Source organism: Pseudoxanthomonas sp. SE1 (assembly GCF_029542205.1).
Lineage (GTDB): Bacteria > Pseudomonadota > Gammaproteobacteria > Xanthomonadales > Xanthomonadaceae > Pseudoxanthomonas_A.
The window spans coordinates 305,945-331,248 of the sequence record NZ_CP113783.1 but is presented as its reverse complement, the minus strand read 5'-3'; the positions used below and the strand labels follow the sequence as shown (position 1 = coordinate 331,248).

The window sequence follows — 25,304 nt, the reverse complement described above, 5'->3', positions numbered from 1 at the left end:
CAAGGAGAGCCAACAATGAATCCAAAAAAACTTCCCGGCCTCGCAGCCGCACTGCTTTGTCTGGCGCAATTCTCTATGGCGCCCACGGCGACGGCGGCCAATTCAGTTGCAACCTGCGACACATGCCAAACCATTAACGATTGGCAATGGAAAGCTATAAGTCTTGGGTCTGGCTATCACTACATAATAAACAACAACAGTTTAAGCGTTCGCCTTTTTCATGTTTACCCACAAGCAGGGGAAGGCGGCACACTAGTTGCTTCTCGACAGACTGTTCCCGCAGGAATTACTTACTTCTATTTGACCGTAACCGACTATAGAACTCAAGGCTTGGGCAACGTAACTATTGTTAGCTCCCCTCGAGACACGGGATATCCACGTGGGATTTTCTATGCAAACCCGTATGGTGGCTTTACTGGCTCTAACGCATACGAAGTCGCGAGCTCAAATACTGTAAGGACCAGACTCGGCCAGAACATCGCGTATGCCATGACAGGAGGAACTGGAAATGCGGAACTTGACGCACTTGGCCTAACGTTTATGTCCGCAGTGCTTTCGGCACCCCAGCTCTTTGGTGACTTCGGCATAAATGTTGTAATTACCTGGAATGACGGAACCTCAAGTACGTTCACGCTAACTGCGAACAACGTTAACGAAGCACAGCTCGTCCCCGGCACAAGTCGAGATGCCGAGGGAAATAGAATTCCAGACGTATCTGTGAACACTTCAGCCGGCGGACCTGATTTCAGCGGTCAGTACTTCTTCAGCAACTCGGACAGCCTTCTGAATTGGATTAGAGCTTTGCAAGCGCAGGGCATTCCCGTGACGGGTTCAAATACGAGCAATCGCCTTGAATGCACCTGGGATGGACAAACGCTCAAATGCAAGTACGTCTCCAATTCGCAGCCCAACGGCTAGGGAATGCTCGAGTTTCAGATAAACCTGTTTGATGGTGGTGCTTAGCTCGATAGAAAACGCGCGACAGCTAGCTACCGAAATGCGGAGGGACGGGCGACCGAAAGGTTGCCCGTCCCTCTCAATACTTAGAGGCATCACTTCATCTGCCCGACATTAAGAAGGCGCGCATTCGACCCAACTCGGTTTCAAGTGCAATGCGAAAGGCGATACATCTCGGCCAACGCCCATCGGTAATCCCCCCATTTTTAGCAGTCGCCAAAAGTGGAGCTATGCGGCCATCGCCAGCCTCATGGCTGGTGTGATGCCGCCGAGCGCCATGTTCGGGCGCTCATGGTTGTAAGTCCATAGCCAGCGCGTGGCCTTGTCCTGCACCTGCTCGATGGTGTCGAACAGGGTACGGGCCAGCCAGGCGTAGCGGACCGTGCGGTTGTAACGTTCAACGTAGGCGTTCTGCTGTGGCTTGCCCGGCTGGATGTGCTCGATCCGGATGCCGTTGCGTTCCGCCCACGCCAGCAGTGCCCCGCTGATGTATTCAGGTCCGTTATCGCAGCGAATGACACGCGGCTTGCCACGCCATTCGATGATCTGTTCCAACGATCGGATCACCCGGGCAGAGGGCAGCGACAAGTCCACCTCGATGGCCAGCCCCTCGCGATTGAAGTCGTCCAGGACGTTGAACAACCGGAAGCTGCGGCCATCGGCCAGCTGGTCGTGCATGAAGTCCATCGACCAGATCTGGTTGATCGACTCCGGCACGGCCAGCGCCTCGGGCCTCTCGCGCACAAGTCGCTTCCTTGGCTTGATCCGCAGATTCAATTCCAACTCCCGGTAGATGCGGTACACCCGCTTGTGGTTCCAGCCCAGGCCCTTCACGTTGCGCAGGTACAGGAAGCAAAGACCGAAGCCCCAGTCGCGATACGTCGTCGTCAATCGCACCAGCCAGTCCGCGATCCGGGCGTTCTCGTCCGAAGCCTTGGCCTGGTACCGGTAGCAGGTCTGACTCACCTCGAATGTCCGGCAGGCGTGCTGGATGTTCGTGCGTCCGCCTTCGACCGTTGTTCGGGCCATCTCCCGGCGTTGAGATGGCCTCACCATTTTTTTGACAGCGCCTCCTTCAGCAGGTCGGCGCTGAGCTGGGCGTCGGCGTACATCTTCTTCAGGCGCCGGTTCTCTTCCTCCAGCTCCTTCATCCGCGCGACCATGGACACCTCCATGCCGCCGAACTTGCTGCGCCACTTGTAGAACGTCGCCGAGCTGATGCCGTGCTCGCGGCACAGCTCAGGCACGGGCGTACCGCCTTCGGCCTGCTTGAGCACGGCAATGATCTGGCTGTCGGTGAATCGGGACTTCTTCATGGAACCTCCTCGGGAAAGCGTACGAGAAAATTCCACTTCTGGTGTCAGCTAATCCGCGGGGGGATTACCCATCCACATACCCAAACGTCGACCGCAACTCCCCATCCACCACACTGAGATTCGCCCACCCAATCACCCGGTCACCCCACAGCACCGGCAGCGCGTAATACCCCAGTTTTCGCTTCGGCGCTGGCGTGTACGCCTCGAACCGATACGTCCACCCCCAGAACAACTCGAACCGCCGCCGGTCCCAGACCACAGGATCAAACGGCGTCAGCAACCGCACCTGGTCATCCGGCCTCCAGCGTCGCGAGCACGGATCCTCGTCCGCCGGCCAGTACCAGTCCACCCCATCGACCCGCGCCGTGCCCAACCGCTGGCGTGCCCGCTTCAACGCCCCCGCACGCAGGCCTTCCCACTGCGGCACACCGCGACGCAGATAGGCCAGCAACTGGCCCAGACTCGCCGCCGGCAACGGCGCGTACTTGCGCACGATGATGTCGAGCAACGCATCCAGCCGCGCCTCCGCATCAGACATCGCGACAGGTGTCGCATCACCGATGCGCGGCGCATAGACCCGCGTACCGCCCTCGCGGCGCGCCACCCGCAGCAGCCCGCGGTAATGCATGCCGTCCAGCAATTGCGTGCTCGCGTTCGACGAACCCCCGAACCAGTTGGTCGTCTTGCCATGCCCGAAGTGCGCATCCACGTCGCGCGGATGCGCCGTGCCGCGCTCGCTGACGAAGGCCAGCACCGCCTGCGCCTGCTTCCAGCGCGCAGGCGTCCACGCCTCGCGTGCCTTGCGCGGGTGCATCAGTTGGTGATGCTCGCGTGGCAGGAAACCGTAGTTGACGAAGAAGTCTTCTTCCAGCGGCAGGCGCGGGTACCGCCGTTCCAGATCACCGGCACGATAGCCGGCGACACGATGGCGCAGCGTCAGGTCCTGCGCGCGCGCCGGCGCCCGGATCGGGTCCGCCTGCACGAACCCCAGCCGCTGGATCGCACGCGGCAGGGTGGTCGGCTTGAACAGGCTGCGCGCGACGGCATACCGGCGCAGGTGATCGAGGGTGAGCATCATGCGGAACGGATACGCTGCCGGACGGTATTCGCGCTCATCCCTGCTTGGCCTGCGCGACACGCCGCTTGCGTGCGCCGGTCGGCGCGTCCTGCGCCACGGCCCGCTTGCCCGCCCTGAGGCTTGGTTTTGACCGCTTGCTGACCAGTGCAAACCGATAGCCCATCGCATCGGCCACTTTCAGTACCGTGCCGAAGCTGGGATTGCCGTCGCTGGACAGCGCCTTGTACAGGCCTTCGCGCGTCAGTCCCGTGTCGCGCGCCAGCTGACTCATGTTGCGTGCGCGCGCCGCCACACCCAGCGCATGCACCAGGAAGGCTGGATCATCGCCAGCCTCTTCGAAGCACGCGTCCAGATAGGCGGTGATGTCCGATTCGGTTTTCAGATACTCCGCCGAATGCCAGAGCGTGGTCTTCAGTGCCATGTCAGGTCTCCAACTTTCTCGCCAGCGCTAGCGCCGCCCCGATGTCCGCGCGTTGCGATGCCTTGTCGCCGCCGCACAACAGCAGCAGCACCCACGCGTCGCCATGCCGGCTGTAGTAGATGCGATAGCCCGGGCCACAATCGATCTTCATCTCGCCTATGCCACCCGCCAGCACGCGATGCTGACCCGGGTTGCCGAATGCGAGCCGATCGATCCTCGCCTGGATGCGCATCCTCGCGTGCCGGTCGCGCAGCGAAACAAACCAGTCCTCGAATATCCGCGTCTTCCTGACCTCGATCATGCAGCGTCATCCATGACGTCGACCTCGCGGGAACTGTGAACCTTGGTTCACAACGTGTCAACCGGTCGGCCAACAAAAAAAGCGGCCGAAGCCGCTTGCGTGATCGAGGGCGCGCTGGCCGTGCCGGCCGCCTTGCCTCACTTCGTCAGGGCGCACTCACGCCGCGACGTCGATGTACTCCACCTGGCTCGACGGTACCGGTATCGCCAACCCATCCTCGCGCATTCCCGCGAGGTGCAAGGCGATAGCATCGTGGATCAACGCTTCCACCTCGGCCTTGGTCGCGCCGGTGGCCACGCAGCCGGGCAGGTCCGGCACATAGGCGGAGTAGTTGTCGCCCGCTTGCTCGATGACGATGGCGTAGCGCATGGAAGTCACCTTTTGATGGCCCGGCTCACGGCACGGAGTACCTAACTTAGAGTCGAGCTTGCTCGACTCCGCGATGGCGTCCCGGACGCTGAGGGATCGCGAAGCAGCGGAGCAAGCTCCGCTCTACGACAGCGAGCCGGCGGCATGTTCGCATTCCGTGCGAAGGGCTTGCATCATCCTGACCAACCACCTTCCACTCCTCCCTCTCCCGCATGCGGGAGAGGGAGTGCGCGACATCACACGGTGACCGGGTTCGCCTTGTCCACGTCGATCTTGTACTGCTTGATCGCGCGGGACACATCCTTGCCGGTCATCTTGCCTTCCTTCGCCAGGGCGGCGATGGCGGCGTGGGCGATGTAGTAGCGGTCCACTTCGAAGTGGCGGCGCAGGTTGGCGCGGGTGTCGCTGCGGCCGAAGCCGTCCGTGCCCAGCACCGTGTACGACCCCGGCACGAACGCGCGGATCTGGTCCGCGTACGCACGCACATAGTCGGTCGCCGCGACCACCGGGCCCTGGCGGCCTTCCAGCAGCTCCGTCACGTACGCCTTGCGCGGCGACTTCGCTTCCGGGTTCAGGCGGTTCCAGCGCTCGGCGTCGAAACCGTCGCGACGTAGCTCGTTGAAGCTGGGGCACGACCAGATGTCGGCGGTCACGCCGAAATCCTTGTCCAGCAACTCGGCCGCCGCGATCGCCTCGCGCAGGATGGTGCCGCTGCCCAGCAGCTGCACGCGCAGCTCGCCCTTCTTCGGCTTGCCCGCGTCGGTGAGCAGGTACATGCCCTTGATGATCCCCGCCGCCGCGCCTTCCGGCATCTCCGGGTGGGTGTAGTTCTCGTTCATCAGGGTGACGTAGTAGTACTCGTCCACCTGCTCCTGCAGCATCTTCTGCATGCCGTGCTGCAGCACCACCGCCACCTCGAAACCGAAGGTCGGGTCGTAGCTGCGCACGTTCGGGATACTGCCGGCGATGACGTGGCTGAAACCGTCCTCGTGCTGCAGGCCTTCACCGTTGAGCGTCGTGCGGCCCGCGGTGCCGCCCAGCAGGAAGCCGCGCGTACGCATGTCGGCCGCCTGCCACGCGATGTCGCCGATGCGCTGGAAGCCGAACATCGAGTAGTAGATGTAGAACGGCAGCATCGGCACGTTGCTGACCGAATAGCTGGTGCCCGCCGCCATCCACGACGACATCGCGCCCGGCTCGCTGATGCCCTGCTGCAGCACCTGGCCGGACTGGTCTTCGCGGTAGTACATCAACTGGTCGGCGTCGACCGGCTTGTACTTCTGGCCGAACGGCGCGTAGATGCCGATCTGGCGGAACATGCCTTCCATGCCGAACGTGCGCGCCTCGTCGGCGACGATCGGCACCAGGCGCGGGCCGACCTGCTTGTCGCGCAGTGCGATGTTCAGGCCCTGCACGAACGCCATGGTGGTGGAGATCTCGCGCTCGCCGGTGCTCTTCAGCAGGCGGTCGAAGGCTTCCAGCTTCGGCGTCTCGAACGACTCGCTGGCCTTGCGGCGACGCTGCGGCAGGTAGCCGCCCAGCGCGGCGCGGCGCGCCTTCAGGTACTGGATTTCCGGCGAGTCCTCGCCCGGGTGATAGAACGGCACCTGCGCCGATTCTTCCAGCTGCTTGTCGCTGACCGGGATGTTGAAGCGGTCGCGGAACGTGCGGATGGCTTCGTCGTCCAGCTTCTTGGTCTGGTGGGTCGGGTTGAGCGACTCGCCCGCCGAGCCCATGCCGTAGCCCTTCACTGTCTTGGCCAGGATCACCGTGGGCATGCCCTGGGTGTTCACCGCCTCGTGGTAGGCCGCGTAGACCTTGTGCGGATCGTGGCCACCGCGGTTGAGGCGCCAGATGTCGTCGTCGGACAGGTTGGCGACCATGGCCGCCGTCTCCGGATACTTGCCGAAGAAGTTGTCGCGCGTGTACTTGCCGCCGAACGCCTTGCAGTTCTGGTACTCGCCGTCGACGGTTTCCATCATCAGCTTCTTCAGCACGCCGTCGGTGTCGCGCGCGAGGAGCGGATCCCAGTAGCTGCCCCACAGCAGCTTGATGACGTTCCAGCCGCCGCCGCGGAACACGCCTTCCAGTTCCTGGATGATCTTGCCGTTGCCGCGCACCGGGCCATCGAGGCGCTGCAGGTTGCAGTTGACCACGAAGATCAGGTTGTCCAGGCCTTCGCGGCCGGCCAGCGCGATGGCGCCCAGGGTTTCCGGCTCGTCGCTCTCGCCGTCGCCGATGAAGCACCACACCTTGCGGTCGGACTTCTCGATCAGGCCGCGATGCTCCAGGTACTTCATGAACTGCGCCTGGTAGATCGCCGCCAGCGGGCCCAGGCCCATCGACACGGTCGGGGTCTGCCAGTAGTCCGGCATCAGCCACGGATGCGGGTAGGACGAGATGCCCTGGCCGTCGACTTCCATGCGGAAGTTGTCGAGCTGCTGCTCGCTGATGCGGCCTTCCAGGAACGAACGTGCGTAGATGCCCGGCGCGCTGTGGCCCTGGATGAAGAGCAGGTCGCCCGGATGGTTGTCGCTCGGCGCGCGCCAGAAGTGGTTGAAGCCCACGTCGTACAGCGTGGCGCCGGAGGCGAAGCTGGCGATGTGGCCGCCGAGGTCGCCGGGCTTGCGGTTGGCGCGCACGACGGTGGCCATCGCGTTCCAGCGGATGATCGACCGGATGCGCCATTCCAGCGCGGCGTCACCGGGGCTCTTGGCCTCGTTCTGCGGGGCGATGGTGTTGACGTATTCGGTGGTGGGCGAGAACGGCAGGTAGGCGCCGGCGCGGCGGGTGACTTCCACCATGCCTTCGAGCAACTGGTGAGCACGCAGGGCGCCGTTCTTCTCGATCACCGCCTGCATGGAATCGATCCATTCGCGGGATTCCTGCGGATCCGGATCGCTCTGCAACATCTCGTTCAACCAGTTCATTCCCACTCCTGTTGCGCCGCGCGTGGGGCACGGCATTGCCGATACTTTCAGAGCGTTGAAGTGTAACGCACGCACCCGCCGCGGGACCTGGCTACGCAGGCGTATGGAGCGGATGCAGCGTGTCTGTCCCGGGACAATGACCACACCAAAATCAGACCTTTGCCGTATTGCAATGCAGCAAGCAAAAGTGAGCTTATGATCCGCTTCCGGGGGGAACGCGACGATCAGGGTCGGCATGCGCAACGCAGTGCCCAGCAGTGTCGTGCCAGAGGATGTCGCCGGTGCCGCGCACTGGCGCAGCAGCTTGCGCACGCGCATCGCCCTGTGGGCCGGCCTGGTCAACGTGGTGCTGGTGTTGCTGCTGGTGCTGGGGACGGCATGGTTCGCGCGCCGGCTGATCCTGGACGACGCGCGCCGCGACACGCATGCCACCGCACAGGAAGCCGCGCAGCGGCTGGACAACGCGCTGCACGTGGTGACGATCACCACGCATGGCATCTCCGACCTGGTCGGCAACGCGCAGCTGTCGCCGGACGAACTGACCACCACCCTGCGCGCGATGGTGAACGCCACGCCCGGGTGCGTAGGCGGATTGCTGATCCTGGAGCCGCGCACGCGCGATGACGCGCCGTTCGCACGCTACGTGGCCGGCAATGGCCGCGACCGCGACTTCGTCGCCGACGGGTATCCGTTCCGCGACCAGGGCTGGTACCAGCGCACCGTGGCATCGCCGGGCGGCTGGTGGTCCGAGCCCTACCTCAACCGGACCGCGGGCGGCGTGTGGATGGTCACCTACAACATGCCGCTGCGCGAACCCGGGCGCGGCGCGCGCACCCGCGGCATGGTCAGCCTGGACCTGCCGCTGGCCAACCTGACCGACCTGGTGGATGCGCTGGCGCACCTGCCGGGATGGCGGGTGACGCTGGTGGCGCCGGCCGGCACGCTGGCGTTGAATCCGGAAGTGGGCGTCGCGCAGTTGGAAACCCTAGACGAGTACATCCAGCGCGTCGGTCGCACCGACCTGCACGAAGCTGCGCAGGCCGTGCGCGTCCGACAGCCCCTGCAGTACGCACACGTGGATGCCGTCAGCGGCGAGCGGCGCTATACCGTGGTGGAGCCGGTCGGCGGCAGCGGCTGGACCCTGCTGGTCGCGCAGTCCTACGAGCTGATCATGGCCCGCCTGACCGAGGCGCTGTGGATGCTGGCGGCGGTGGGGGCGTTGCTCGCGCTGCTGTGCATGCTGGTGGTGCGCAAGCTGGCGCGCCACATCAGCCAGCCGGTGGAAGGGCTTTCGTCGTCGGCGGCGCGGCTGGCGCAGGGCGACTACAGCGCACCGGTACCGTTCCTGCAGCGGCGCGACGAGGTCGGCCAGATGGCACGCACGCTGGAGCATGCGCGCGGCTCGATCCGGCAGCAGCTCAGTGAAATCGAGGACATGACGGCGGCCCGGCAGAAGCTGGAGAGCGAACTGTCGATCGCGCGCGAGATCCAGCAGGCCATGCTGCCGCCGGGTCGGGTGATCGACCGCGAGCACGCGCACCTGGAGGCGTATGCACGGCTGGAGCCGGCCAAGGCCGTGGGCGGCGACTTCTACTGCTTCATCGAAACCGACGCCGATGGCCTGTGGTTCGCCATCGGGGACGTGTCCGACAAGGGCGTGCCGGCGGCGCTGTTCATGGCGCGCACGGTCACCGTGCTGGAAGTGGCAGCCAGCACGCACGCTTCGCCGGAGCGCGTGCTCGCCGAGGCGTCGCGCCGTCTGGTGCAGGGCAACGATGCGTGCATGTTCGCCACGGTGCTGTGCGGGCGCGTGGACGTGCGCAGCGGCGCCTGCGTGCTCGCCAGCGCCGGCCACGACGCGCCGCTGATGCTGCTGGCCGATGGCCGCCACGAAGAGCTGCCACTGCAGCCCGGGCCCCCGCTGGGGTTCGAGGTGGGCGACGCCTTCCCGCTGTGGTCCGGGCAACTGCCCGCGGGCGCCACCCTGCTGGCGTGGACCGACGGCATCACCGAAGCCTTCGATGCCGCGAACCAGGCGTTCGGCGTGGAGCGCATCCCCGATGCGCTGCTGCCGGGCGCGACCGCGCGCGACCAGTGCGAAGGACTGATCTCGCAGGTTCACGCGTTTACCGGTGCCGCCCCGCAATCGGACGACATCACCGTGCTGGCCATCCGTCGCCGGCTGGACAGCGGCACCGCTTCGTCCGAAGCTCCGCCATCACAGGAGGCCCTGCATGCAGATGCGACTGTTCATTCCACGTGAGCACGCCCGCGTGGACGATCTCAACGCGTCGTTGGAGGCCGTGCTGGCCAACAACGGGGTCAGCCGCGCGATCCAGTGCGACGTGCGGCTGATCGTGGAGGAGTTGGCGAGCAACGCGATCGAGCATGGCGATGTGGCGCGCGTGGGTGCCGAGGAGCACGAGCTGTGCGTGGACATCGGCATCCGTGCGAACCGGCTGACCCTGGAGTTCCGCGAAAGCGGCGCCGCGTTCAATCCGCTCGACCAGCCGCCCCCGGATCTCGACGCCGACATCCTCGACCGGCCCACCGGCGGACTGGGCCTGCACCTGGTGCGCCAGGTGGCGGAAGAAGCCGTGTACCAGCGGATCGGCAACTACAACGTGCTGCGCCTGACCCTGCGCATCCCGACCGAGGAGAACGACGCATGAGCCTCAGCATCGATATCCACCCGACCGGCAAGGGCAGCCAGCGCGTCGCGCTCGTCGGCCGGCTGGACACGCACACCTACGAAGACCTCGACGAAGCCCTGGCGCCGCTGCTGACCCGCCAGCTGCACTCGCTGGTGCTGGACCTGTCCGGGCTGGAGTACATCAGCAGCGCGGGGATCCGTTCCATCTTCAAGGCACGCAAGACGCTGGCGCCGCACAGCGGCAAGGTGCTGCTCGTCAATCCGCAGCCGCAGATCCAGAAGGTGCTGGACATGGTCAAGGCCGTGCCGTTGAACGAGATCTTCTCGTCCACCGCCGAAGCCGATGCCTACCTGGACATGATGCAGCGCAAGGTGCTGCGCGCCGGCGAAGAAGACGACGACTGACGCCGCCACGCGCGGGTCATACGCCCGGCGCGCGATTGATTTACGATCCAGCGTCCCTCCCCTCCCTCCCGGGCTCCCCCACCCGGCATATCCGGATTACCGAGATGCCCGATGACGCTGGAGATTGAGATCTATCCGCCGGTCAACGGCAACCAGTACGTGCTGCTCAGCGGCCGCCTGGATACCGTCAGCCACGCACAGCTGGACGAACAGCTGGCGCCGATGCTGGCTGCCCGCCCGCAGGCGCTGGTGCTGGACCTGGCCCACCTGGACTACATCAGCAGCGCCGGCGTGCGCAGCATCCTGAAGGCCCGCAAGGCCCTGGCCCCGCATGAAGGCCGCCTGCTGGTGGTGCACCCGCAGGAGCAGATCCGCAAGGTCATCGAGATCGTGCAGGCCGTGCCGATGGACGAGATCTTCGAATCCACCGCCGACGCCGACGCCTATCTGGATGCGCTGCAGCGGCGGATCCTGGATGGCGAGGAAGAAGCCTGACGGCGTCTGTAGGAGCGACGTGAGTCGCGACCGCATGCCATCAGATACCTTGGACACGTGATTCATGCGGTCGCGACTTACGTCGCTCCTACAGGAGCCACAACACAAAAACGCCCCGCATGCGGGGCGTTTTATTTCCGGGCATCGCAGGCCGATCAACCCGGCCCGTTGCGCTCGGCTTCGCGCTGCTGGCGGATCTGCGCGTCCACGGCGGCGATGGCGGTCATGTTGATCACGCGGCGCGGCGTGGCGCTGGTGGTCAGGATGTGCACCGGCTTGGAGATGCCCATCAGGATCGGGCCGATGGCCACGCCGTCGGTGACCACGCGCACCATGTTGTAGGTGATGTTGGCGGCGTCCAGGTTGGGCAGCACGAACAGGTTGGCGCGCCCGGTCAGCGTGCTGCCCGGCATGATGCGGTTGCGCAGCACTTCATCCCAGGCAGTGTCGCCCTGCATCTCGCCGTCCACATTGAGGTCCGGCTTGCGTTTGAGCAGCAGTTCGCGCACGTGCCGCATCTTCACCGCACTGGCGGTCTCGTGGCTGCCGAAGTTGGCGTGCGACAGCAGCGCGATGCGCGGCTCGATGCCGAACAGCTTCAGGCGATAAGCCGCCTGCAGCGTGGCTTCGGCGATCTGCTCGGCGGTCGGGTTGTCCTGCACGTGCGTATCCAGGAAGAAGTACGCCCCCTGGTTGTTGATCACGCCGGTCATCGCCGAGGTCGACTGTACGCCCGGGTCCAGCGGGATCACGCTGCGCACGTAGCCGAGCTTCTTGTGGAAGCGCCCGACGATGCCGCTCACCAGCGCATCGGCCTCGCCGCGCGCCACCATCACCGCGGCGATCAGCGTGGGGCGCGAACGCATCAGGTTCTTCGCCGCCGCCGGCGTCACGCCACGGCGTGCGGTCAGTGCGTGGTAGTGCTGCCAGTAGTCGTTGAAGCGGGGATCGTCGTTCTGGTTGGTCAGTTCGAAATCCACGCCCGCGCGCATGCGCAGGCCCAGGCGCTCGATGCGCGCATCGATCACCTCGGGGCGGCCGATCAGGATCGGGAAGGCCAGGCCTTCGTCGATCACGGTCTGCACGGCGCGCAGCACGGTCTCCTCTTCGCCCTCGGCATAGACCACGCGCTTCTTGTCGGCACGCGCGCGGTCGTAGACCGGTTTCATCATCAGGCTGGTGCGGTAGACGAACTGGCCCAGCTTCTCGCGGTAGGCCCACATGTCCGGGATCGGGCGCAGTGCCACGCCGGAATCCATCGCGGCCTGTGCCACCGCCGCGGCCACTTCCACCAGCAGGCGCGGGTCGAACGGGCGCGGGATCAGGTACTCGGGGCCGAAGCACGGCACGTCGTCGCCGTAGGCGCTGCCCAGGTCGGAGGCTTCGCGCCGCGCGAGCTTGGCGATGGCATGCACGCACGCGACCTTCATCTCCTCGTTGATGACCGTGGCGCCCACGTCCAGTGCGCCGCGGAAGATGTACGGGAAGCAGAGCGCGTTGTTGACCTGGTTCGGGTAATCGCTGCGGCCGGTGCCGATGATGACGTCCGGGCGCACGGCCTTGGCATCGGCCGGGGAGATCTCGGGATTCGGATTGGCCAGCGCCAGGATGACCGGCTTGTCGGCCATCGTGGCGACCATCTCCGGCTTGAGGATGCCGCCGGCCGACAGGCCCAGGAAGATATCCGCGCCGTCCACGATCTCGGCCAGCGTGCGCTTGTCGGTGGGGCGGGCGTAACGCGCCTTGTCCGGGTCGAGGTTCGGGCGACCCGTGTAGATCACGCCGTCGCGGTCGAAGGCCAGGATGTTCTCTGGCTTCAGGCCCAGCGCCACCAGCATGTCCAGGCAGGCGATGCCGGCGGCGCCGGCGCCGCTGGTGGCCAGCTTCACGTCGCCGATCTTCTTGCCGACCACTTCCAGCGCATTGACCACTGCCGCGCCGACGATGATCGCCGTGCCATGCTGGTCGTCATGGAACACCGGGATGCTCATCCGCTCGCGCAGCTTGCGCTCGACGATGAAGCACTCCGGCGCCTTGATGTCTTCCAGGTTGATGCCGCCGAAGGTCGGTTCGAGCGAGGCGATGATGTCGACCAGCTTGTCCGGGTCGGTCTCGTTGATCTCGATGTCGAACACGTCGATGCCGGCGAACTTCTGGAACAGCACGCCCTTGCCTTCCATCACCGGCTTGCCGGCCAGCGGGCCGATGTTGCCCAGGCCCAGCACGGCGGTGCCGTTGGTGACCACGGCCACCAGGTTGCCGCGCGCGGTGAGCTCGCTGGCGGTGTTGGGATCCTCGACGATGGCCTCGCAGGCGTAGGCCACGCCAGGCGAGTACGCCAGCGCCAGGTCGCGCTGGGTGAGCATCGGCTTGGTCGGCGCGACCTTGATCTTGCCGGGCGGAGACAGGCGGTGGTATTCCAGCGCGGCCTGCTTGAAATCGTCGTTCGTCATTGCGGAAACGGTGCCTGTGGTGAAGGCGGGGGAGCGGCGATTCTACTCCTTCCCCGTGATGGCCGGACCCGGCCGATTGCGGCGCTGCGTCACGCGTGGCGCGTGCAGGCACGCCTCAGGGCGCGATGAAGCGGCAGGCGTCGCGCGTCTGCGACAGGCGGCCGCAGGTCTCGCGGAATGCATCGGCCGGTGGTCGCACACTGCTGTCCAGCCAGGTTTCCAGCACCTGCAATGCGGTGAGATACGTCGCATCCTGCAGGCGGCTGTGGTCGCGTTCGTCCGTGAGTGCCTGCAAGAGCAGATGGCCGCGGCCGGCCGCATCGACGGTGGCCGCGTAGGCGGCATCGGCTTGGTACGACACCGTGGGATCGTGGCGCGCGTGCACGGTGACGGTGGGCAGCACGATCAGCCCGGAGAGATCGGCGTCGTAGGCCAGCGCGGCGACGGCGGCGGGGTCGGCGGTGAAGCGCTCGACGCCGGCGTTCAGCGCCGTGTCGTCATGCGAGCCGCGGTAGACCGTCTTCGCGTTGTCGAACGGATTGCGTCCACCCAGGCGCTTGTGCACCAGGTCCTGGAAGTGGAACGTGCCCCATGCCAGGTGGGAAACGAGCTGTTTTTCCGCGACACCGGTCACCGCGAGGATGTCGCGCAGCCTGGCCGACTGATCGGGCGAACGCTTCGCCTCGGCGAGATCGACGCCGGTACAGGCGTTGACGCGTGCGCGCAGATCGTCGCGCGTCATCCGCGCATCGGCAGGCAGGCCCTGCCAGAGCGGATACTGCGTTTCCTCCGCTGCCGGATGGTTGCGGCAGTAGTACTGGTAGACCGCGCGCAGGTCGGCGCGGAAGCCGTAACCGCGCGTGCCGCCGAACAGCATGCCGTTGGTGGTCAACACGCCGTCGTAGTTGGCGCGCCCGTCGATGTCGAGCGCATGCAGCTCGGCTGCCTTCGCCGCCACGTTGCCGCCCCACGACTGTCCATGCAGCAGCGTGCGCTGCGGGCGGCCCCAGTGCGCCCAGAACGCACGGCGGCTCGTCTCCACATCGGCGGCCGCCATGCGCACGCCATAGCCGCCGCGGCGGTAGGTGCTGCCGATCCACGCATAGCCGGCACGCACCATCACCGCGAAGCGATCCAGGTCCTCGGCGGAATCCCCCGCTTCCGGTGCACCGAGCCGTGGACCGCCGTGCGCATGCACGATCAGCCTGCGGTTCCAGGTGCGTGGCATCGCCACCATCATCCAGGCCCCGTTCGCGTCCTGCGCCTCATGGCAGTCGACCTGCGGGCCGACCGAGGCCGGACACGTGACCGGCGCGAACGTCGCCTCTGAATCGGCGGCCACCGCGCCGTCTGGCAGCGCACTGGCCGCCAGCAGGGCGAACGCGACGGTGATCCAGTGACGGCTCAGGCGCATCGAAAGGGCTTCCTCAGAACGAACGGCTGATGTTGACGTACCAGTACCGGCCCCACGGATTGTGCAGCGAACCGCGATAGCCACCGTCGGCCAGCGACGGGCCCTCGTCGGTCAGGTCGCGCACGCCCAGGCGCACCGCGGTGCCATCGACGAAGCGGTACTGGCCGTAGAGATTGTGCGTCAACCGGTCCTCGACGACCCACGGATCGCCGGAGATACCGAGCAGCTGCGGCTGTTCGAACGAACTCATGTACTGCGCGGAGTAGCCCACGCGCCATGCGGCCTTGTTCCACGTCAGCGAACCGGTCGCACGCCATTCCGGCCGGCCGTTCTGTCCGATCAGCTGGGTGGAGTCGGGGAGCGGCGTGAGCGGATCGATCGTGCCGGCCGCACGCGCCGCGTACAGCGCATTGACGATATCGCCCGGATCGCGGGTGAACTCCAGCAGGCGGGTCGCGTTGAGGTTGACCGAGAACGAGCCGAAGCGCGTGCGCCGCAGCGACCAGTCCACGCCGAAGTCCAGCCCGCCCGCGGTCTGCGGCTGCAGGTTGATGAAGCGGTCGTTGATGGCGATGACCTGGCCGACCGGGTCGATGCCGGTGCCGGCGAAGGCGTCGATGTCCTCCTGCGTGGGCGCGTCACGCACCACAAGCGGGTTGCTGCCGCCGCCCACGCGCGCCAGATAGTCCACCGTCAGCGCGGTCTGCGCGCCGAGCAGGCCGACGATCTTTTCCTGCTTGATCTTCCAGCGGTCGACGGTGAAGGTGAAGCTGCCGAAGCGCTCGGGGATGAAGGCCGGCTGGAACACCACGCCGAACGAGGTGTTGGTGCTTTCCTCCGGCTCCAGGTCCGGGTTGCCGGCCACCAGCAGCGAGGCACCGGACGTGCTCTGGCCGCACTCGCTGAACGACGCGATACGACCGGCGCGAAGGTCGGCTTCGCAACGGATGTGGTCCACGCCGCTGGCCAGGCGCGCGTACTGGGTGGCGTTGGTCTGCTCCAGGTTGGGCGCACGGAAGCCTTCGGAGTACGAGCCGCGCAGGCGCAGGCCTTCCACCAGATCCCAGGCCAGCGCGACCTTGGGCTTGGCGACGGAACCGAAGTCGGAGTAGTGCTCGTAGCGACCCGCCAACTGCATGTCCAGGCGATGCACCAGCGGAATGCCCATGTCCTCCGACACCAGCGGCACGGCGAACTCGACGTACGCGGAGCCGACATTGCGCGAGCCGCGCGTGTCGGGATTGGGGCTGACCGCCGCGACGTTGCTGAGGTTGGTCTCGCCGGTGACCATGTCGGTGAAGGTGTTGGTGCCGTCGAGGTTGGCGTCGCGGTCGTCGCGTTGCGTCTCGCGGCGCGCTTCGGCGCCGAAGGCCACGCCGACATTGCCGGCAGGCAGCGCGAACAGATCGCCGCGGCTCATCTTGAAATCGGCCATGGTCAGCGTGGTACGCGACTCGCGCACCAGGTCGAACACGATGCCGTCGACAGCCGCCTGCGAACTCGGCGAGCAATCGCCGTAGGTCGGCGTGGATACGCAGCCGCCACTGAACGGGTTGTAGGCATCCGGCGTGGACAGCGCCAGCTGCTGCTGCAACAGGGTCATGTTGATGTTGGGCGAACGGTCCTCGGCCTCGGCTTCGGAATACAGCAACGCGGTCTCCCAGTTCCAGCCGCTCCATTCGCCGCGCAGGCCGGCGAGGAAGCGCGCCTGGTAGTTTTCCACCCGCACGCGCTGGAAGCCGGTGTCGACGTAGCGGTAGTTGCTCATCTGCACCGGCAGACCGGCGGCGGGTACGTTGGTCAGGCCGGGCAGGCGGTTCGGATTCGGCGTGCCGTCGGGCAGCGTGGCCGCGCCGAACGGATTCCAGTAGTTGCTGGCCGGGATCCACAGGCTGTTGAGGTTGACCACCGGCGGCTGCAGGGCCTCGCTGACCGCGTGGTAGAAGCCGACTTCGCCGAAGGCCTCCACGCTGTCGCTGATCGCGTGGTGACCGGTGAGGAACAGGTTGATGCGCTCCACCGACGGCCGCACCGTGGTGCCATGGCGCGTGTCGTAGCGCATCTCCCGATTGGTGGTGTTGAAGTTGTGGTTGCCGCTGGACAGGCACAGGTCGTTGCCGAGGCTGACGCCGCAGCCGAAGTCCGACGGCTGGATGCGGAAGGCGCCGGAACTGTTGGTCACCGCCGTCCCGTTGGAGCGGATCACCGCGCGCGGGCCGACGCTCAGGCGCGCCCATGGCGTGTGCGAGGAGCGGCCGTCGAGCGAGGACAGGCCGGCGAAATCCGGATAGTCCGCGAACAGTCCGCGCAGATCGTCCGTCTCGGTGAAGTCCTGGTCGGCCGCCATCAGTTCCGAGCGGTCGGTGTAGTTGAGGAACGCCGACACGTTGCCGCGATCGTAGTTGTGGCCCGCGAACAGGTTGACCTCGAACTCGTGCATGCCGGTGCCTTCGGCGCTGCCGTAGCGCGTGCTGCCACTGACCCCGTCGAAGTCGGTCTGCAGCACGGTGTTCACCACGCCGGCCACGGCATCGGCGCCGTAGATCGCGGCCGCACCGTCCAGCAGGATCTCCATGCGGTCCAGGCCCGATACCGGCAGCGCGTTCGAGTTGAAACTCTGTACGGGCACGGTGCCCGTGTCCGACGTGCCCTGGCTGGTCGGGTGCTGCACCAGCCGGCGGCCGTTGAGCAGCACCAGGGTGTTGCCGACGCCCAGCGAACGCAGATTGACCGAATTGACGTCACCGCGCGCCGCATTGCTGGTCTGCGGATTGTTGGACGAATCGAACAGCACGTCGCCCATCTGCGGGATGGTGCGCATCAGTTCGTCGCCGGAGATCGCACCGGCGGCATCGATCTGCTCCGCGCCGACCACCATCACCGGCAGCGCATCGGTGGTGGACGCGCCCTGGATGTGCGAGCCGACCACGACCACCGTGTCGAGGTTGGTCGTCTCTTCCGTGGACGCCGACTGCGGTACGGGCTCGGCCGGGGGCGTGGTGTCCTGCGCCGCGGCGGCGTGGATCACCGCCAACAGGGCCAGGGTCAGGCTGCTCCGCAACGGGGCGGCGCGTCGGTTGAAGTTGTGCATCGTTCAGTCCCTCCTCTGAAGACGTGGTGTGGCCGGTGTCAGTCGGCCGTGAGTCGTGTCGGGTCGCCCGGGCCTGCGGCCGGATCCGGCGCGGCGGCGATCGGTGCGGACGGACCGCCCAGTGCGCGCGCCAGCGCGTCGCGGTCGAGCGCGTTCTCCCAGCGCGCGACCACCAGCGTGGCCACCGCGTTACCGGTGAAATTGGTCAGCGAGCGGCACTCGCTCATGAAGCGGTCGATGCCGAGGATCAGCGCCATGCCGGCGACGGGTACTTCGGGCACCACGGCGAGCGTGGCCGCCAGCGTGATGAAGCCGGCGCCGGTCACGCCCGCGGCGCCCTTCGAGCTCAGCATCGCCACCAGCAGCAGCATGATCTGGTGGCCCAGGCTCAGTTCGGTGTTGGTGGCCTGCGCGATGAACAACGCAGCCAGCGTCATGTAGATGTTGGTGCCGTCGAGGTTGAACGAGTAACCCGTCGGCACGACCAGCCCGACCACCGATTTGGACGCACCGGCGCGCTCCATCTTCTCCATCAGCGAGGGCAGCGCGGATTCGGACGAGGACGTGCCCAGCACCAGCAGCAGTTCGGCCTTGAGGTAGCGGATCAGGCGGAAGATCGAGAACCCGCACCACCACGACACCAGGCCGAGGATGACGATCACGAACAGCAGCGAAGTCAGATAGAACGAGCCCACCAGCCACGCCAGGTTGACCAGCATGCCCACGCCGTATTTGCCGATGGTGAAGGCGATGGCGCCGAACGCACCGATCGGCGCCGCACGCATCAGGATGTGCACCAGCCGGAACACCGGCGCGGTCAGCGCTTCCAGCAGGTTCAGCACCGGCCGGCCCTTCTCGCCCACCAGCGCCAGCGACAGGCCGAACAGTACCGCCACGAACAGCACCTGCAGGATGTTGTCGCCCACCAGCGGGCTGACCAGCGTCTTCGGGATGATGTCCATCAGGAAGCCGACCAGCGACAGCTCGTGCGATTTCTGCACGTAGTTCTGCACCGCGGACTGGTCCAGGTCGGCCGGATTGATGTTCATGCCGGCGCCGGGCTGCACCACGTGCGCCACGATCATGCCGATCACCAGCGCGAGCGTGGAGAAGAACAGGAAGTACGCCATCGCCTTGGCGAACACGCGGCCCACCGTGCGCAGATGGGTCATGCCGGCGATGCCGGTGACGATGGTCAGGAAGATCACCGGCGCGATGATCATCTTCACCAGCTTGATGAAGGCATCGCCCAGCGGCTTCATCGATTCGGCGAACGCGGGCTCGAAGTGCCCCAGCAGCGCGCCCAGCACGATGGCCACGATCACCTGGAAGTACAGCTGCCTGTACAGCGGCTGGCGCGGCGGCGGCGTGTAGGGCGTATCGGCCAGGTGCATGGGTCAACTCCGAACGGATGGCGACGCCACCCGGATCGGTGGCCGGCATGTTGTACCCCCGCATCGCCGCCGCACCGATAACCTATTGGTACTAGCCCACACTCCGGCGGCGGCGCCGCCCGTAGACTTGCCCCATGCTGCGCGCCCGCCGCCACCGCCGGATCCTGCTGGTACTGCTGTCGATCCTGGGCGGTGCGTTGCTGGTGATGGCGCTGGCCTACCACTGGGCGGGCACCCGCGCGCAGCGGGCGGAGACCGCACAGCTCGACCGCCAGCTCGACCTGCATGCGCAGGCGCTGCAGCAGCGCATCGACCGCTACCGCACGCTGCCGCAGGTGCTGGCGCAGGACCCGGATCTCCGCGACGCACTCGCCGGGCCGGTGGACGATGCCCGTCGCAACGCGTTGAACCAGCGCCTGGAAGACGCCAACAGCGTCACCCGTTCGTCCACGCTCACGCTGATCGACCGTCGCGGCATCGCGCTGGCGGCCAGCAACTGGCGCGAGCCCACCAGCAACGTGGGCGAGGACTACAGTTTCCGGCCCTACGTGAAACAGGCGCTGCGCAACGGGCGGGGCCAGTTCTACGGCATCGGCCTGACCACCGGCGAGCCGGGTTACTTCCTGTCGCAGGCGATCGACGGCCCGGCCGGCGACGTCGCCGGCCTGGTGGTGATCAAGATCGAACTGGATGCGCTGGAGCAGGAGTGGTTGCAGACGCCGGACATCGTGCTGGTCAGCGACGCGCACGGCGTGATCTTCCTCGCCAGCCGCGACGGATGGCGCTATCGCACGCTGACCGCGCTCAGCGATGCCGACCGCCGTGAACTGGCCGCCACCCGCCAGTACGCGCGGCAACGGCTCACGCCCCTGCAATCGCAGGACCTGTCCACCCCCGACGATGGCGCGCGGCGCGTGCAGTTCACCGACCCCGCGCTGGCCGGCACCGTGCTGTGGCAGTCGATGTCGTTGCCGGGGGAGGGGTGGCAGCTGCATCTGCTGCACGACGCCTCGGCGATCACCGCCGCAGGCCGCACCGCCGCACTCGCGGCCGGCGGAGGCTGGCTGGCGCTAGCGTTCCTGGCGCTGTTCATGCAGCAGCGACGACGCACCGCGCTGCTGCAGCAACGCAGCCGCGAGGAACTCGAAGCCGTGCTGCAGCAGCACGCGCAGGAGCTGCGCACCGCGCAGGACGGCATCGTCGAAGCCGCGCGCCAGGCCGATGCCGGCCTCAGCCGCAGCCTGGAACACCTGCCGCAGGGCGTGGTGATCATCGATGCCGACCTGCGGCTGGTGGCATGGAATTCGCGCTACATGGACCTGTTCCGCTTCCCGCCCGACCTGATCCACGTCGGCCGCCCGATCGAGGACGTGTTCCGCTACAACGCACGCCGCGGCCTGCTGGGGCCGGGCCCGGTGGAGGACGCGATCCAGCGGCGCCTGGACCATCTTCGCAGCGGCAAGCCGCACATGCGCGAGAGCGAGAAGGACGACGGCGTGGTGCTGGAGATCCGCGGCAACCCGTTGCCGGATGGCGGCTTCGTCACCAGCTACGCCGACATCACCAGCTACAAGAACGCCGCGCGCGAACTGCGCTCACTGGCCGATGCGCTGGAACGCCGCGTCGAGGAACGCACCCGCGCGCTCGCCGCCGCCACGCAGGCGGCGGAGAACGCCAACCGCTACAAGACCCGCTTCGTCGCCTCGGCCGTGCACGACCTGCTGCAACCGCTGAACGCCGCGCGCATGTTCGTGTCGGCGCTGCGCGGACGCCTGCACGACGACGAGGCCAGGAGGATCGCCGACCACGTGGACAACGCCCTGACCGCGCAGGACGCCATCCTCAACAGCCTGCTGGACATCGCCCGGCTGGAGTCGGGCACGCTGCCGACGCGCGTGCGCGATTTCGCCCTGGCGCCGCTGCTGGAAACGCTGGCGCGCGAGTTCGGCATGCTCGCGGAGGAGCGCGGCCTGTCGCTGGCATGCGTGCCGACCGGCGCCATCGTGCGCAGCGACGAAGCCCTGCTGCGCCGCATCCTGCAGAACTTCCTGTCCAATGCGATCCGCTACACGCCGCGCGGCCGCGTGCTGCTGGGCGTCCGCCGGCGCGGCGGGCAGGTCCGCATCGAAGTGCACGACCAGGGACCCGGCATCCCGGAAAGCCTGCAGTCGGAGATCTTCGAGGAATTCCGCCGCCTCAACGACGGCGTGGTGAACGATCGCGGCGCCGGCCTCGGGCTGGCCATCGTGGAACGCATCGGCCGCGTGCTCGGCCACCGCATCGGCCTGCGCTCGCGTTTGGGCCATGGCAGCGTGTTCTGGGTGGAGGTGCCGCGCGGCGTCGCCAATGCCGCGACAACGCAAGCGTCGCCAGTACTCGACGACATCGACGATGGCTCGCCGTTACGCGGTCGCCGCGTGTGGTGCGTGGACGACGATCCGCGCGTCTGCGAAGCCACGCGCGCCCTGCTGCTGCGCTGGGAGTGCGACGTGGACCTTGCGTCCGGTCCCGACGACGCGGTGGCAGCGGCCGTGCGGGACCAGGCACCTGACCTTCTGCTGCTCGACGTGCGACTGGGCGACACCGACGGGCCGACGCTGTACGCGCGCTTGTGCGAACGCTGGGGCCACGCGCCGCCGGTGATCCTGGTGACCGCCGAGCGCGACGAGGCACTGCGCGCGCTGGCGCTGGAGCGCGGCTGGGGCTTCCTCGCCAAACCGGTGAAACCCGCGGCGCTGCGCGCACTGATGACCCAACTGCACGTGCGCCGGGCTCGCTGAGCCGGTTCACTCGACCGGCGGCCCTTCCGGTTCCAGCGATTTCACCAGCACCGCCGCCTGCGTGCGGCTGTGGCATTCCAGTTTTTTGAGGATCGCGGTGACGTGCACCTTCACCGTGTTTTCCGCCAGGCTCAGTTCGTGCGCGATCTGCTTGTTGAGCAGGCCATCGGCCAGGCACAGCAGCACGCGGAACTGCTGCGGGGTGATCTGCGCCAGCCGGGCGGCCAACGCCGCATCCTGTTCCGAGCGCTCCACCGTCAGCGGCGGAAACCAGGCGCCCCCGTCCAGCACGGCGATCACCGCCTCGCCGATGGTCTCGGCCGGCGACGACTTGGGAATGAAGCCGGCCGCGCCGAACTGCTGCGCGCGGCGGATCACGCGCGGGTGCTCGTTCGACGAGATCACCACCACCGGCACCTCGGGATGCTCGCCGCGCACATGCAGCAGCGCCGAGAAGCCGTGCGCGCCCGGCATGCTCAGGTCCAGCAGCACCAAGTCGGTGTCCGGCCGTGCGTCCAGCGCCTGGCCCAGGCTGGCCGCGCTGGCGGCCTCGGACACCATGGCGCCGGGCAGCGCTTCACGCAGCGCATGGATCACCGCATTGCGGAACAGCGGATGGTCGTCGGCGACAAGGATGGCGGGCGCACTCATGCCGCCAGTGTGCCATCGGCGGGCGACGGCGCGGTTAGCACTTTGTGGCTAGGTGTCGTCCGACAACCGGTCCAGGCGGATGCGGTTGGCGAACAGCGAGAACGCCAGCATGCCGGCCAGGCCGTTGGCGCGGCTGACCCAGCTCGGCAGCCAGCGCGGCGGCACCAGCACGCCGGCATCGAACATCGGCTCGAACATCGTCACGTCCTCCAGCGTCATCTTGCCGGCGAACAGCCGCCGGCACAGCCGCAGCCGGTCCTGCTGCAGCGAGCGGCGGAAGAACGTGTGCACGCCGATCAGACCGCGTAGGTACACGGTGTCCTTGGTGAAGGCCGCACCGCCGGATGTCGGCACGCCACGGAACACGCGCTGTGCGGATGAAAAACTTTCCGCCGGGTTCTGGCCCGCGTCGGTGAAGTAGCGGAACACCTCGATGAAGTCCGCGCCGGCCAGCGCCATCGCCACCGCTTCGATGCGCAGGCTGATCCGCTTCATCCGCTCGATGTCGATGCTGCCGGTGATCTGCTCGGCGAACGTCGCCAGCCCTTCCTGCGTGGCGGTGACGCGCGGCGACGCCAGCGCCAGGCTGGGCAGCACCGTCTGCTCGCGGCCGTTCAACGCGGTCAGCGAATGCACCAGCGCCTCGTGCTGCAGCAGCTGGCGGCGGTCGTAGTCGCTGAAGGCCGCGCCGTGGCGCAGGCGGATGCGGGTGGCGCCTGCCGCAGCCTTCGCGATCAGGTTGCGGTCCAGCTCCACGGTGATGACGCGGCCATCGAAGAAGTCGTCCAGGTCTGCCTGCAACTGCAGCTGCAATGCCGTCGCCGACACCGGGATCTGTTCCTCCGGCGCGAGCAGTTCGTGGTCCAGTTCATTGGCGATCGCGATGAAGTGGCCGGCGGCGTCGCGCGTGGTGGGGCCGTCGCCGGGCAGGCAGGCCGAAGGCGTGCCAAACAGCGCGACCGAATGCGTGGTCACCGCCGGCGTGCCCAGCGACTCCAGCAACTGCGCCGCGATGTCCCAGCTGTGCACGGATTCGCGCAGGTAGCGACCGAACGGATGCGCATCGTCGGCGGCCGCCGCGACATCCGCGAGTTCGCGGCGCGCCTCGCTGAAATCCAGCCGCGGATAGGCGATCACCGGCAGCTGCGGCTGTCCGCGCGCCATGCCGTCCAGGAACGGCGCCTGCACATCGGCCGGCCAGCTGGCCAGGCTGAGCAGCTTGATGCCGCGCACGGCCCTGACCAGGCGTGCGTCGAGCGCGGCGTGATGGGCGATGTCGGCCGGCATGCGTCCTCCTTGCGTCACACTTTAGCCCAGTGCACGCGGCAGCCGGCACAAGCGCCCGCGCCTCGACTATGCTCGACCCTCTTCCATCGGTTGCGGGGGCAGCATGCTGGAGCTCGATGCGGTACAGACACTGGCCTTCGCCGGCCTGGCCCTTTTCCTCGGGTATGCGCTCTGTCGCGTCGTCCCGTTGTTCTCCCGCTACAACCTGCCCCCACCGGTGATCGGCGGCCTGGTCGTCGCGTTGGCGGTGCTGTTGGCACGCAAGCACGACATCACGCTGTTCACGCTGGATACCAGCCTGCAGACGCCGCTGATGATCGCGTTCTTCACCACCATCGGCGTCAATGCCAGCGTGGCGCTGCTGAAGATCAGCGGCCGGCAGGTGGTGGTATTCCTGCTGCTCGCCACCGGGTTCGCCATCGTGCAAAACCTGTTGGGCGTGGCCGTGGCGATGGGCTTCGGCCTGCATCCGTTGTTCGGCGTGCTGGCGGGCTCCACGACACTGACCGGCGGTCCGGCGACCGGGCTCGCGTTCGCGCCGCTGTTCGAACAGGCCGGCGTGGCCGGGGCGGAATCCATCGCGGTCGCCGCGGCGATGGCGGGCATCCTGTGCGGTGGCCTGATCGGTGGCCCGGTGGCCACCGTGCTGATCCGCCGCCACAAGCTCTACGGCGGCGTGCGCCTGGGCGCGCCGGACGAATCGGCGGCGGAACCCGCCGGTGCACGCGATACGCCCGACTTCGCCACGCGCGAGCACGCCGCCCTGAAGAGCATCGTGGTGATCCTGGTGGCGATGTGGCTGGGCGCCGGCGTCAGCAACGGGCTGGAGGCCATCGGCATGACCCTGCCGGCCACCGTCGGCGCGATGATGGTCGGCGCCATGATCCGCTACATCGACGATCGCACCCACTGGATCGGCCTGCCGGTGGCGACGACCGATCTGGTCGGCAACGTGTGCCTGTCGCTGTTCCTGGCCGTGGCGCTGATGAACCTCAAACTCTGGGAACTGGCCGGGCTGGCTGCGCCGCTGCTGGTCAACCTGGCGCTGCAGGTGGCGCTGGTGGCGTTGTTCTGCGGCGTGGTGTTCCGCGTGATGGGCCGCGACTACGACGCCGCGGTGATGGGCGGCGGTTTCATCGGCTTCATGCTGGGTACCACCGCCAATGCGATGGCGGTGATGCGCACGCTGGTCGAACGCTATGGCATGGCGCCGCGCGCGTTCCTGGTGGCGCCGCTGGTGGGCGCGTTCTTCATCGACTTCACCAACGCACTGATCATCACCGGCTTCATCAATCTGTGGGATTGATGC

The 25,304-nt window shown here is 67.0% G+C and carries 18 protein-coding genes and 1 pseudogene; 7 read left to right on the top strand and 12 right to left on the bottom strand.

What is annotated here, in order from left to right; translation table 11 throughout:
• Positions 1–15 precede the first annotated feature (15 nt).
• Positions 16–918, top strand: coding sequence for a hypothetical protein (locus OY559_RS01545; protein WP_277728399.1), 903 nt, complete (start codon positions 16–18; stop codon positions 916–918).
• 267 nt (positions 919–1,185) lie between these two features.
• On the opposite strand, the gene OY559_RS01540 is transcribed toward OY559_RS01545, so the two are convergent.
• The 6 genes and pseudogenes from OY559_RS01540 to aceE all read right to left on the bottom strand — a co-directional run bounded on the left by OY559_RS01540 (position 1,186) and on the right by aceE (position 7,372).
• Positions 1,186–2,273 (bottom strand): IS3 family transposase gene (locus OY559_RS01540; protein ID WP_277727764.1). Its coding sequence is split into 2 segments (ribosomal slippage): positions 1,186–2,021 and positions 2,021–2,273, totalling 1,089 coding nucleotides; the frame shifts between segments, so codons are not numbered across the junction.
• Positions 2,274–2,337: 64 nt separating this feature from the next.
• A complete protein-coding gene (locus tag OY559_RS01535) occupies positions 2,338–3,351 on the bottom strand; it encodes a DNA glycosylase AlkZ-like family protein (RefSeq protein WP_277728398.1) in 1,014 nt (337 codons plus the stop codon).
• 142 nt (positions 3,352–3,493) lie between these two features.
• Positions 3,494–3,772, bottom strand: a pseudogene (locus OY559_RS01530) (addiction module antidote protein); the annotation flags it as partial.
• A 1-nt stretch (position 3,773) separates the two neighbouring features.
• Complete coding sequence (locus OY559_RS01525; RefSeq protein ID WP_277728397.1) at positions 3,774–4,073, bottom strand: type II toxin-antitoxin system RelE/ParE family toxin; 300 nt, start codon at positions 4,071–4,073, stop codon at positions 3,774–3,776.
• Positions 4,074–4,229: 156 nt separating this feature from the next.
• Positions 4,230–4,442: a type II toxin-antitoxin system HicB family antitoxin gene (locus OY559_RS01520; RefSeq protein WP_277728396.1), complete on the bottom strand. Its 213-nt coding sequence runs from the start codon at positions 4,440–4,442 to the stop codon at positions 4,230–4,232.
• Positions 4,443–4,678: 236 nt separating this feature from the next.
• On the bottom strand, positions 4,679–7,372 hold the full coding sequence (aceE, locus tag OY559_RS01515; RefSeq protein ID WP_277728395.1) for a pyruvate dehydrogenase (acetyl-transferring), homodimeric type: 2,694 nt from the start codon (positions 7,370–7,372) through the stop codon (positions 4,679–4,681).
• Between the two features lie 235 nt (positions 7,373–7,607).
• On the opposite strand from aceE, the gene OY559_RS01510 reads away from it, so the two are divergent.
• The 4 genes from OY559_RS01510 to OY559_RS01495 all read left to right on the top strand — a co-directional run bounded on the left by OY559_RS01510 (position 7,608) and on the right by OY559_RS01495 (position 10,925).
• Positions 7,608–9,635, top strand: a complete 2,028-nt coding sequence (locus OY559_RS01510) for a SpoIIE family protein phosphatase (RefSeq protein ID WP_277728394.1) — start codon at positions 7,608–7,610, stop codon at positions 9,633–9,635.
• Entirely contained in the window at positions 9,607–10,044 is a 438-nt protein-coding gene (locus OY559_RS01505) for an ATP-binding protein (protein ID WP_277728393.1), read from the top strand. Before OY559_RS01510 ends, OY559_RS01505 begins: the two co-directional genes overlap by 29 nt.
• A complete protein-coding gene (locus tag OY559_RS01500; RefSeq protein ID WP_277728392.1) occupies positions 10,041–10,430 on the top strand; it encodes an STAS domain-containing protein in 390 nt (129 codons plus the stop codon). Before OY559_RS01505 ends, OY559_RS01500 begins: the two co-directional genes overlap by 4 nt.
• A 111-nt stretch (positions 10,431–10,541) precedes the next feature.
• On the top strand, positions 10,542–10,925 hold the full coding sequence (locus OY559_RS01495; protein WP_277728390.1) for an STAS domain-containing protein: 384 nt from the start codon (positions 10,542–10,544) through the stop codon (positions 10,923–10,925).
• A gap of 155 nt (positions 10,926–11,080) precedes the next feature.
• Here OY559_RS01495 and OY559_RS01490 read toward each other — a convergent pair whose 3' ends face one another.
• The 4 genes from OY559_RS01490 to OY559_RS01475 form a co-directional block, all read right to left on the bottom strand.
• Entirely contained in the window at positions 11,081–13,378 is a 2,298-nt protein-coding gene (locus OY559_RS01490; protein ID WP_277728388.1) for an NADP-dependent malic enzyme, read from the bottom strand.
• A 115-nt stretch (positions 13,379–13,493) separates the two neighbouring features.
• A complete protein-coding gene (locus OY559_RS01485; RefSeq protein WP_277728385.1) occupies positions 13,494–14,792 on the bottom strand; it encodes a hypothetical protein in 1,299 nt (432 codons plus the stop codon).
• 13 nt (positions 14,793–14,805) lie between these two features.
• Positions 14,806–17,883 carry a TonB-dependent receptor plug domain-containing protein gene (locus OY559_RS01480; protein WP_277728383.1) on the bottom strand — a complete coding sequence of 1,026 codons (3,078 nt, stop codon included), beginning with the start codon at positions 17,881–17,883 and terminating at the stop codon, positions 14,806–14,808.
• 38 nt (positions 17,884–17,921) lie between these two features.
• Complete coding sequence (locus OY559_RS01475; RefSeq protein WP_277728381.1) at positions 17,922–19,277, bottom strand: dicarboxylate/amino acid:cation symporter; 1,356 nt, start codon at positions 19,275–19,277, stop codon at positions 17,922–17,924.
• A gap of 137 nt (positions 19,278–19,414) precedes the next feature.
• Between OY559_RS01475 and OY559_RS01470 the strand changes: the two genes are divergently transcribed.
• Positions 19,415–22,057 (top strand): hybrid sensor histidine kinase/response regulator, encoded by a 2,643-nt coding sequence (locus OY559_RS01470; RefSeq protein WP_277729883.1) that lies wholly within the window; start codon positions 19,415–19,417, stop codon positions 22,055–22,057.
• Between the two features lie 6 nt (positions 22,058–22,063).
• Here the strand turns inward: OY559_RS01470 and OY559_RS01465 are convergent, their stop codons facing one another.
• On the bottom strand, positions 22,064–22,708 hold the full coding sequence (locus OY559_RS01465; protein WP_277728379.1) for a response regulator: 645 nt from the start codon (positions 22,706–22,708) through the stop codon (positions 22,064–22,066).
• A gap of 48 nt (positions 22,709–22,756) precedes the next feature.
• Positions 22,757–23,995: a flavohemoglobin expression-modulating QEGLA motif protein gene (locus tag OY559_RS01460; protein ID WP_277728377.1), complete on the bottom strand. Its 1,239-nt coding sequence runs from the start codon at positions 23,993–23,995 to the stop codon at positions 22,757–22,759.
• Positions 23,996–24,098: 103 nt separating this feature from the next.
• On the opposite strand from OY559_RS01460, the gene gltS reads away from it, so the two are divergent.
• Complete coding sequence (gltS, locus tag OY559_RS01455) at positions 24,099–25,301, top strand: sodium/glutamate symporter (RefSeq protein ID WP_277728375.1); 1,203 nt, start codon at positions 24,099–24,101, stop codon at positions 25,299–25,301.
• Positions 25,302–25,304 lie beyond the last annotated feature (3 nt).

Excerpts from the sequence above, each read along its gene's own strand:
- gltS (WP_277728375.1), top strand. The coding sequence starts at position 24,099 with ATGCTGGAGCTCGATGCGGTACAGACACTGGCCTTCGCCGGCCTGGCC.
- OY559_RS01510 (WP_277728394.1), top strand. The coding sequence starts at position 7,608 with ATGCGCAACGCAGTGCCCAGCAGTGTCGTGCCAGAGGATGTCGCCGGT.
- OY559_RS01500 (WP_277728392.1), top strand. The coding sequence starts at position 10,041 with ATGAGCCTCAGCATCGATATCCACCCGACCGGCAAGGGCAGCCAGCGC.
- OY559_RS01535 (WP_277728398.1), bottom strand. The coding sequence starts at position 3,351 with ATGATGCTCACCCTCGATCACCTGCGCCGGTATGCCGTCGCGCGCAGC.
- OY559_RS01490 (WP_277728388.1), bottom strand. The coding sequence starts at position 13,378 with ATGACGAACGACGATTTCAAGCAGGCCGCGCTGGAATACCACCGCCTG.
- OY559_RS01545 (WP_277728399.1), top strand. The coding sequence starts at position 16 with ATGAATCCAAAAAAACTTCCCGGCCTCGCAGCCGCACTGCTTTGTCTG.
- aceE (WP_277728395.1), bottom strand. The coding sequence starts at position 7,372 with ATGAACTGGTTGAACGAGATGTTGCAGAGCGATCCGGATCCGCAGGAA.
- OY559_RS01505 (WP_277728393.1), top strand. The coding sequence starts at position 9,607 with ATGCAGATGCGACTGTTCATTCCACGTGAGCACGCCCGCGTGGACGAT.
- OY559_RS01460 (WP_277728377.1), bottom strand. The coding sequence starts at position 23,995 with ATGCCGGCCGACATCGCCCATCACGCCGCGCTCGACGCACGCCTGGTC.
- OY559_RS01480 (WP_277728383.1), bottom strand. The coding sequence starts at position 17,883 with ATGCACAACTTCAACCGACGCGCCGCCCCGTTGCGGAGCAGCCTGACC.
- OY559_RS01475 (WP_277728381.1), bottom strand. The coding sequence starts at position 19,277 with ATGCACCTGGCCGATACGCCCTACACGCCGCCGCCGCGCCAGCCGCTG.
- OY559_RS01495 (WP_277728390.1), top strand. The coding sequence starts at position 10,542 with ATGACGCTGGAGATTGAGATCTATCCGCCGGTCAACGGCAACCAGTAC.
- OY559_RS01465 (WP_277728379.1), bottom strand. The coding sequence starts at position 22,708 with ATGAGTGCGCCCGCCATCCTTGTCGCCGACGACCATCCGCTGTTCCGC.
- OY559_RS01525 (WP_277728397.1), bottom strand. The coding sequence starts at position 4,073 with ATGATCGAGGTCAGGAAGACGCGGATATTCGAGGACTGGTTTGTTTCG.
- OY559_RS01485 (WP_277728385.1), bottom strand. The coding sequence starts at position 14,792 with ATGCGCCTGAGCCGTCACTGGATCACCGTCGCGTTCGCCCTGCTGGCG.
- OY559_RS01520 (WP_277728396.1), bottom strand. The coding sequence starts at position 4,442 with ATGCGCTACGCCATCGTCATCGAGCAAGCGGGCGACAACTACTCCGCC.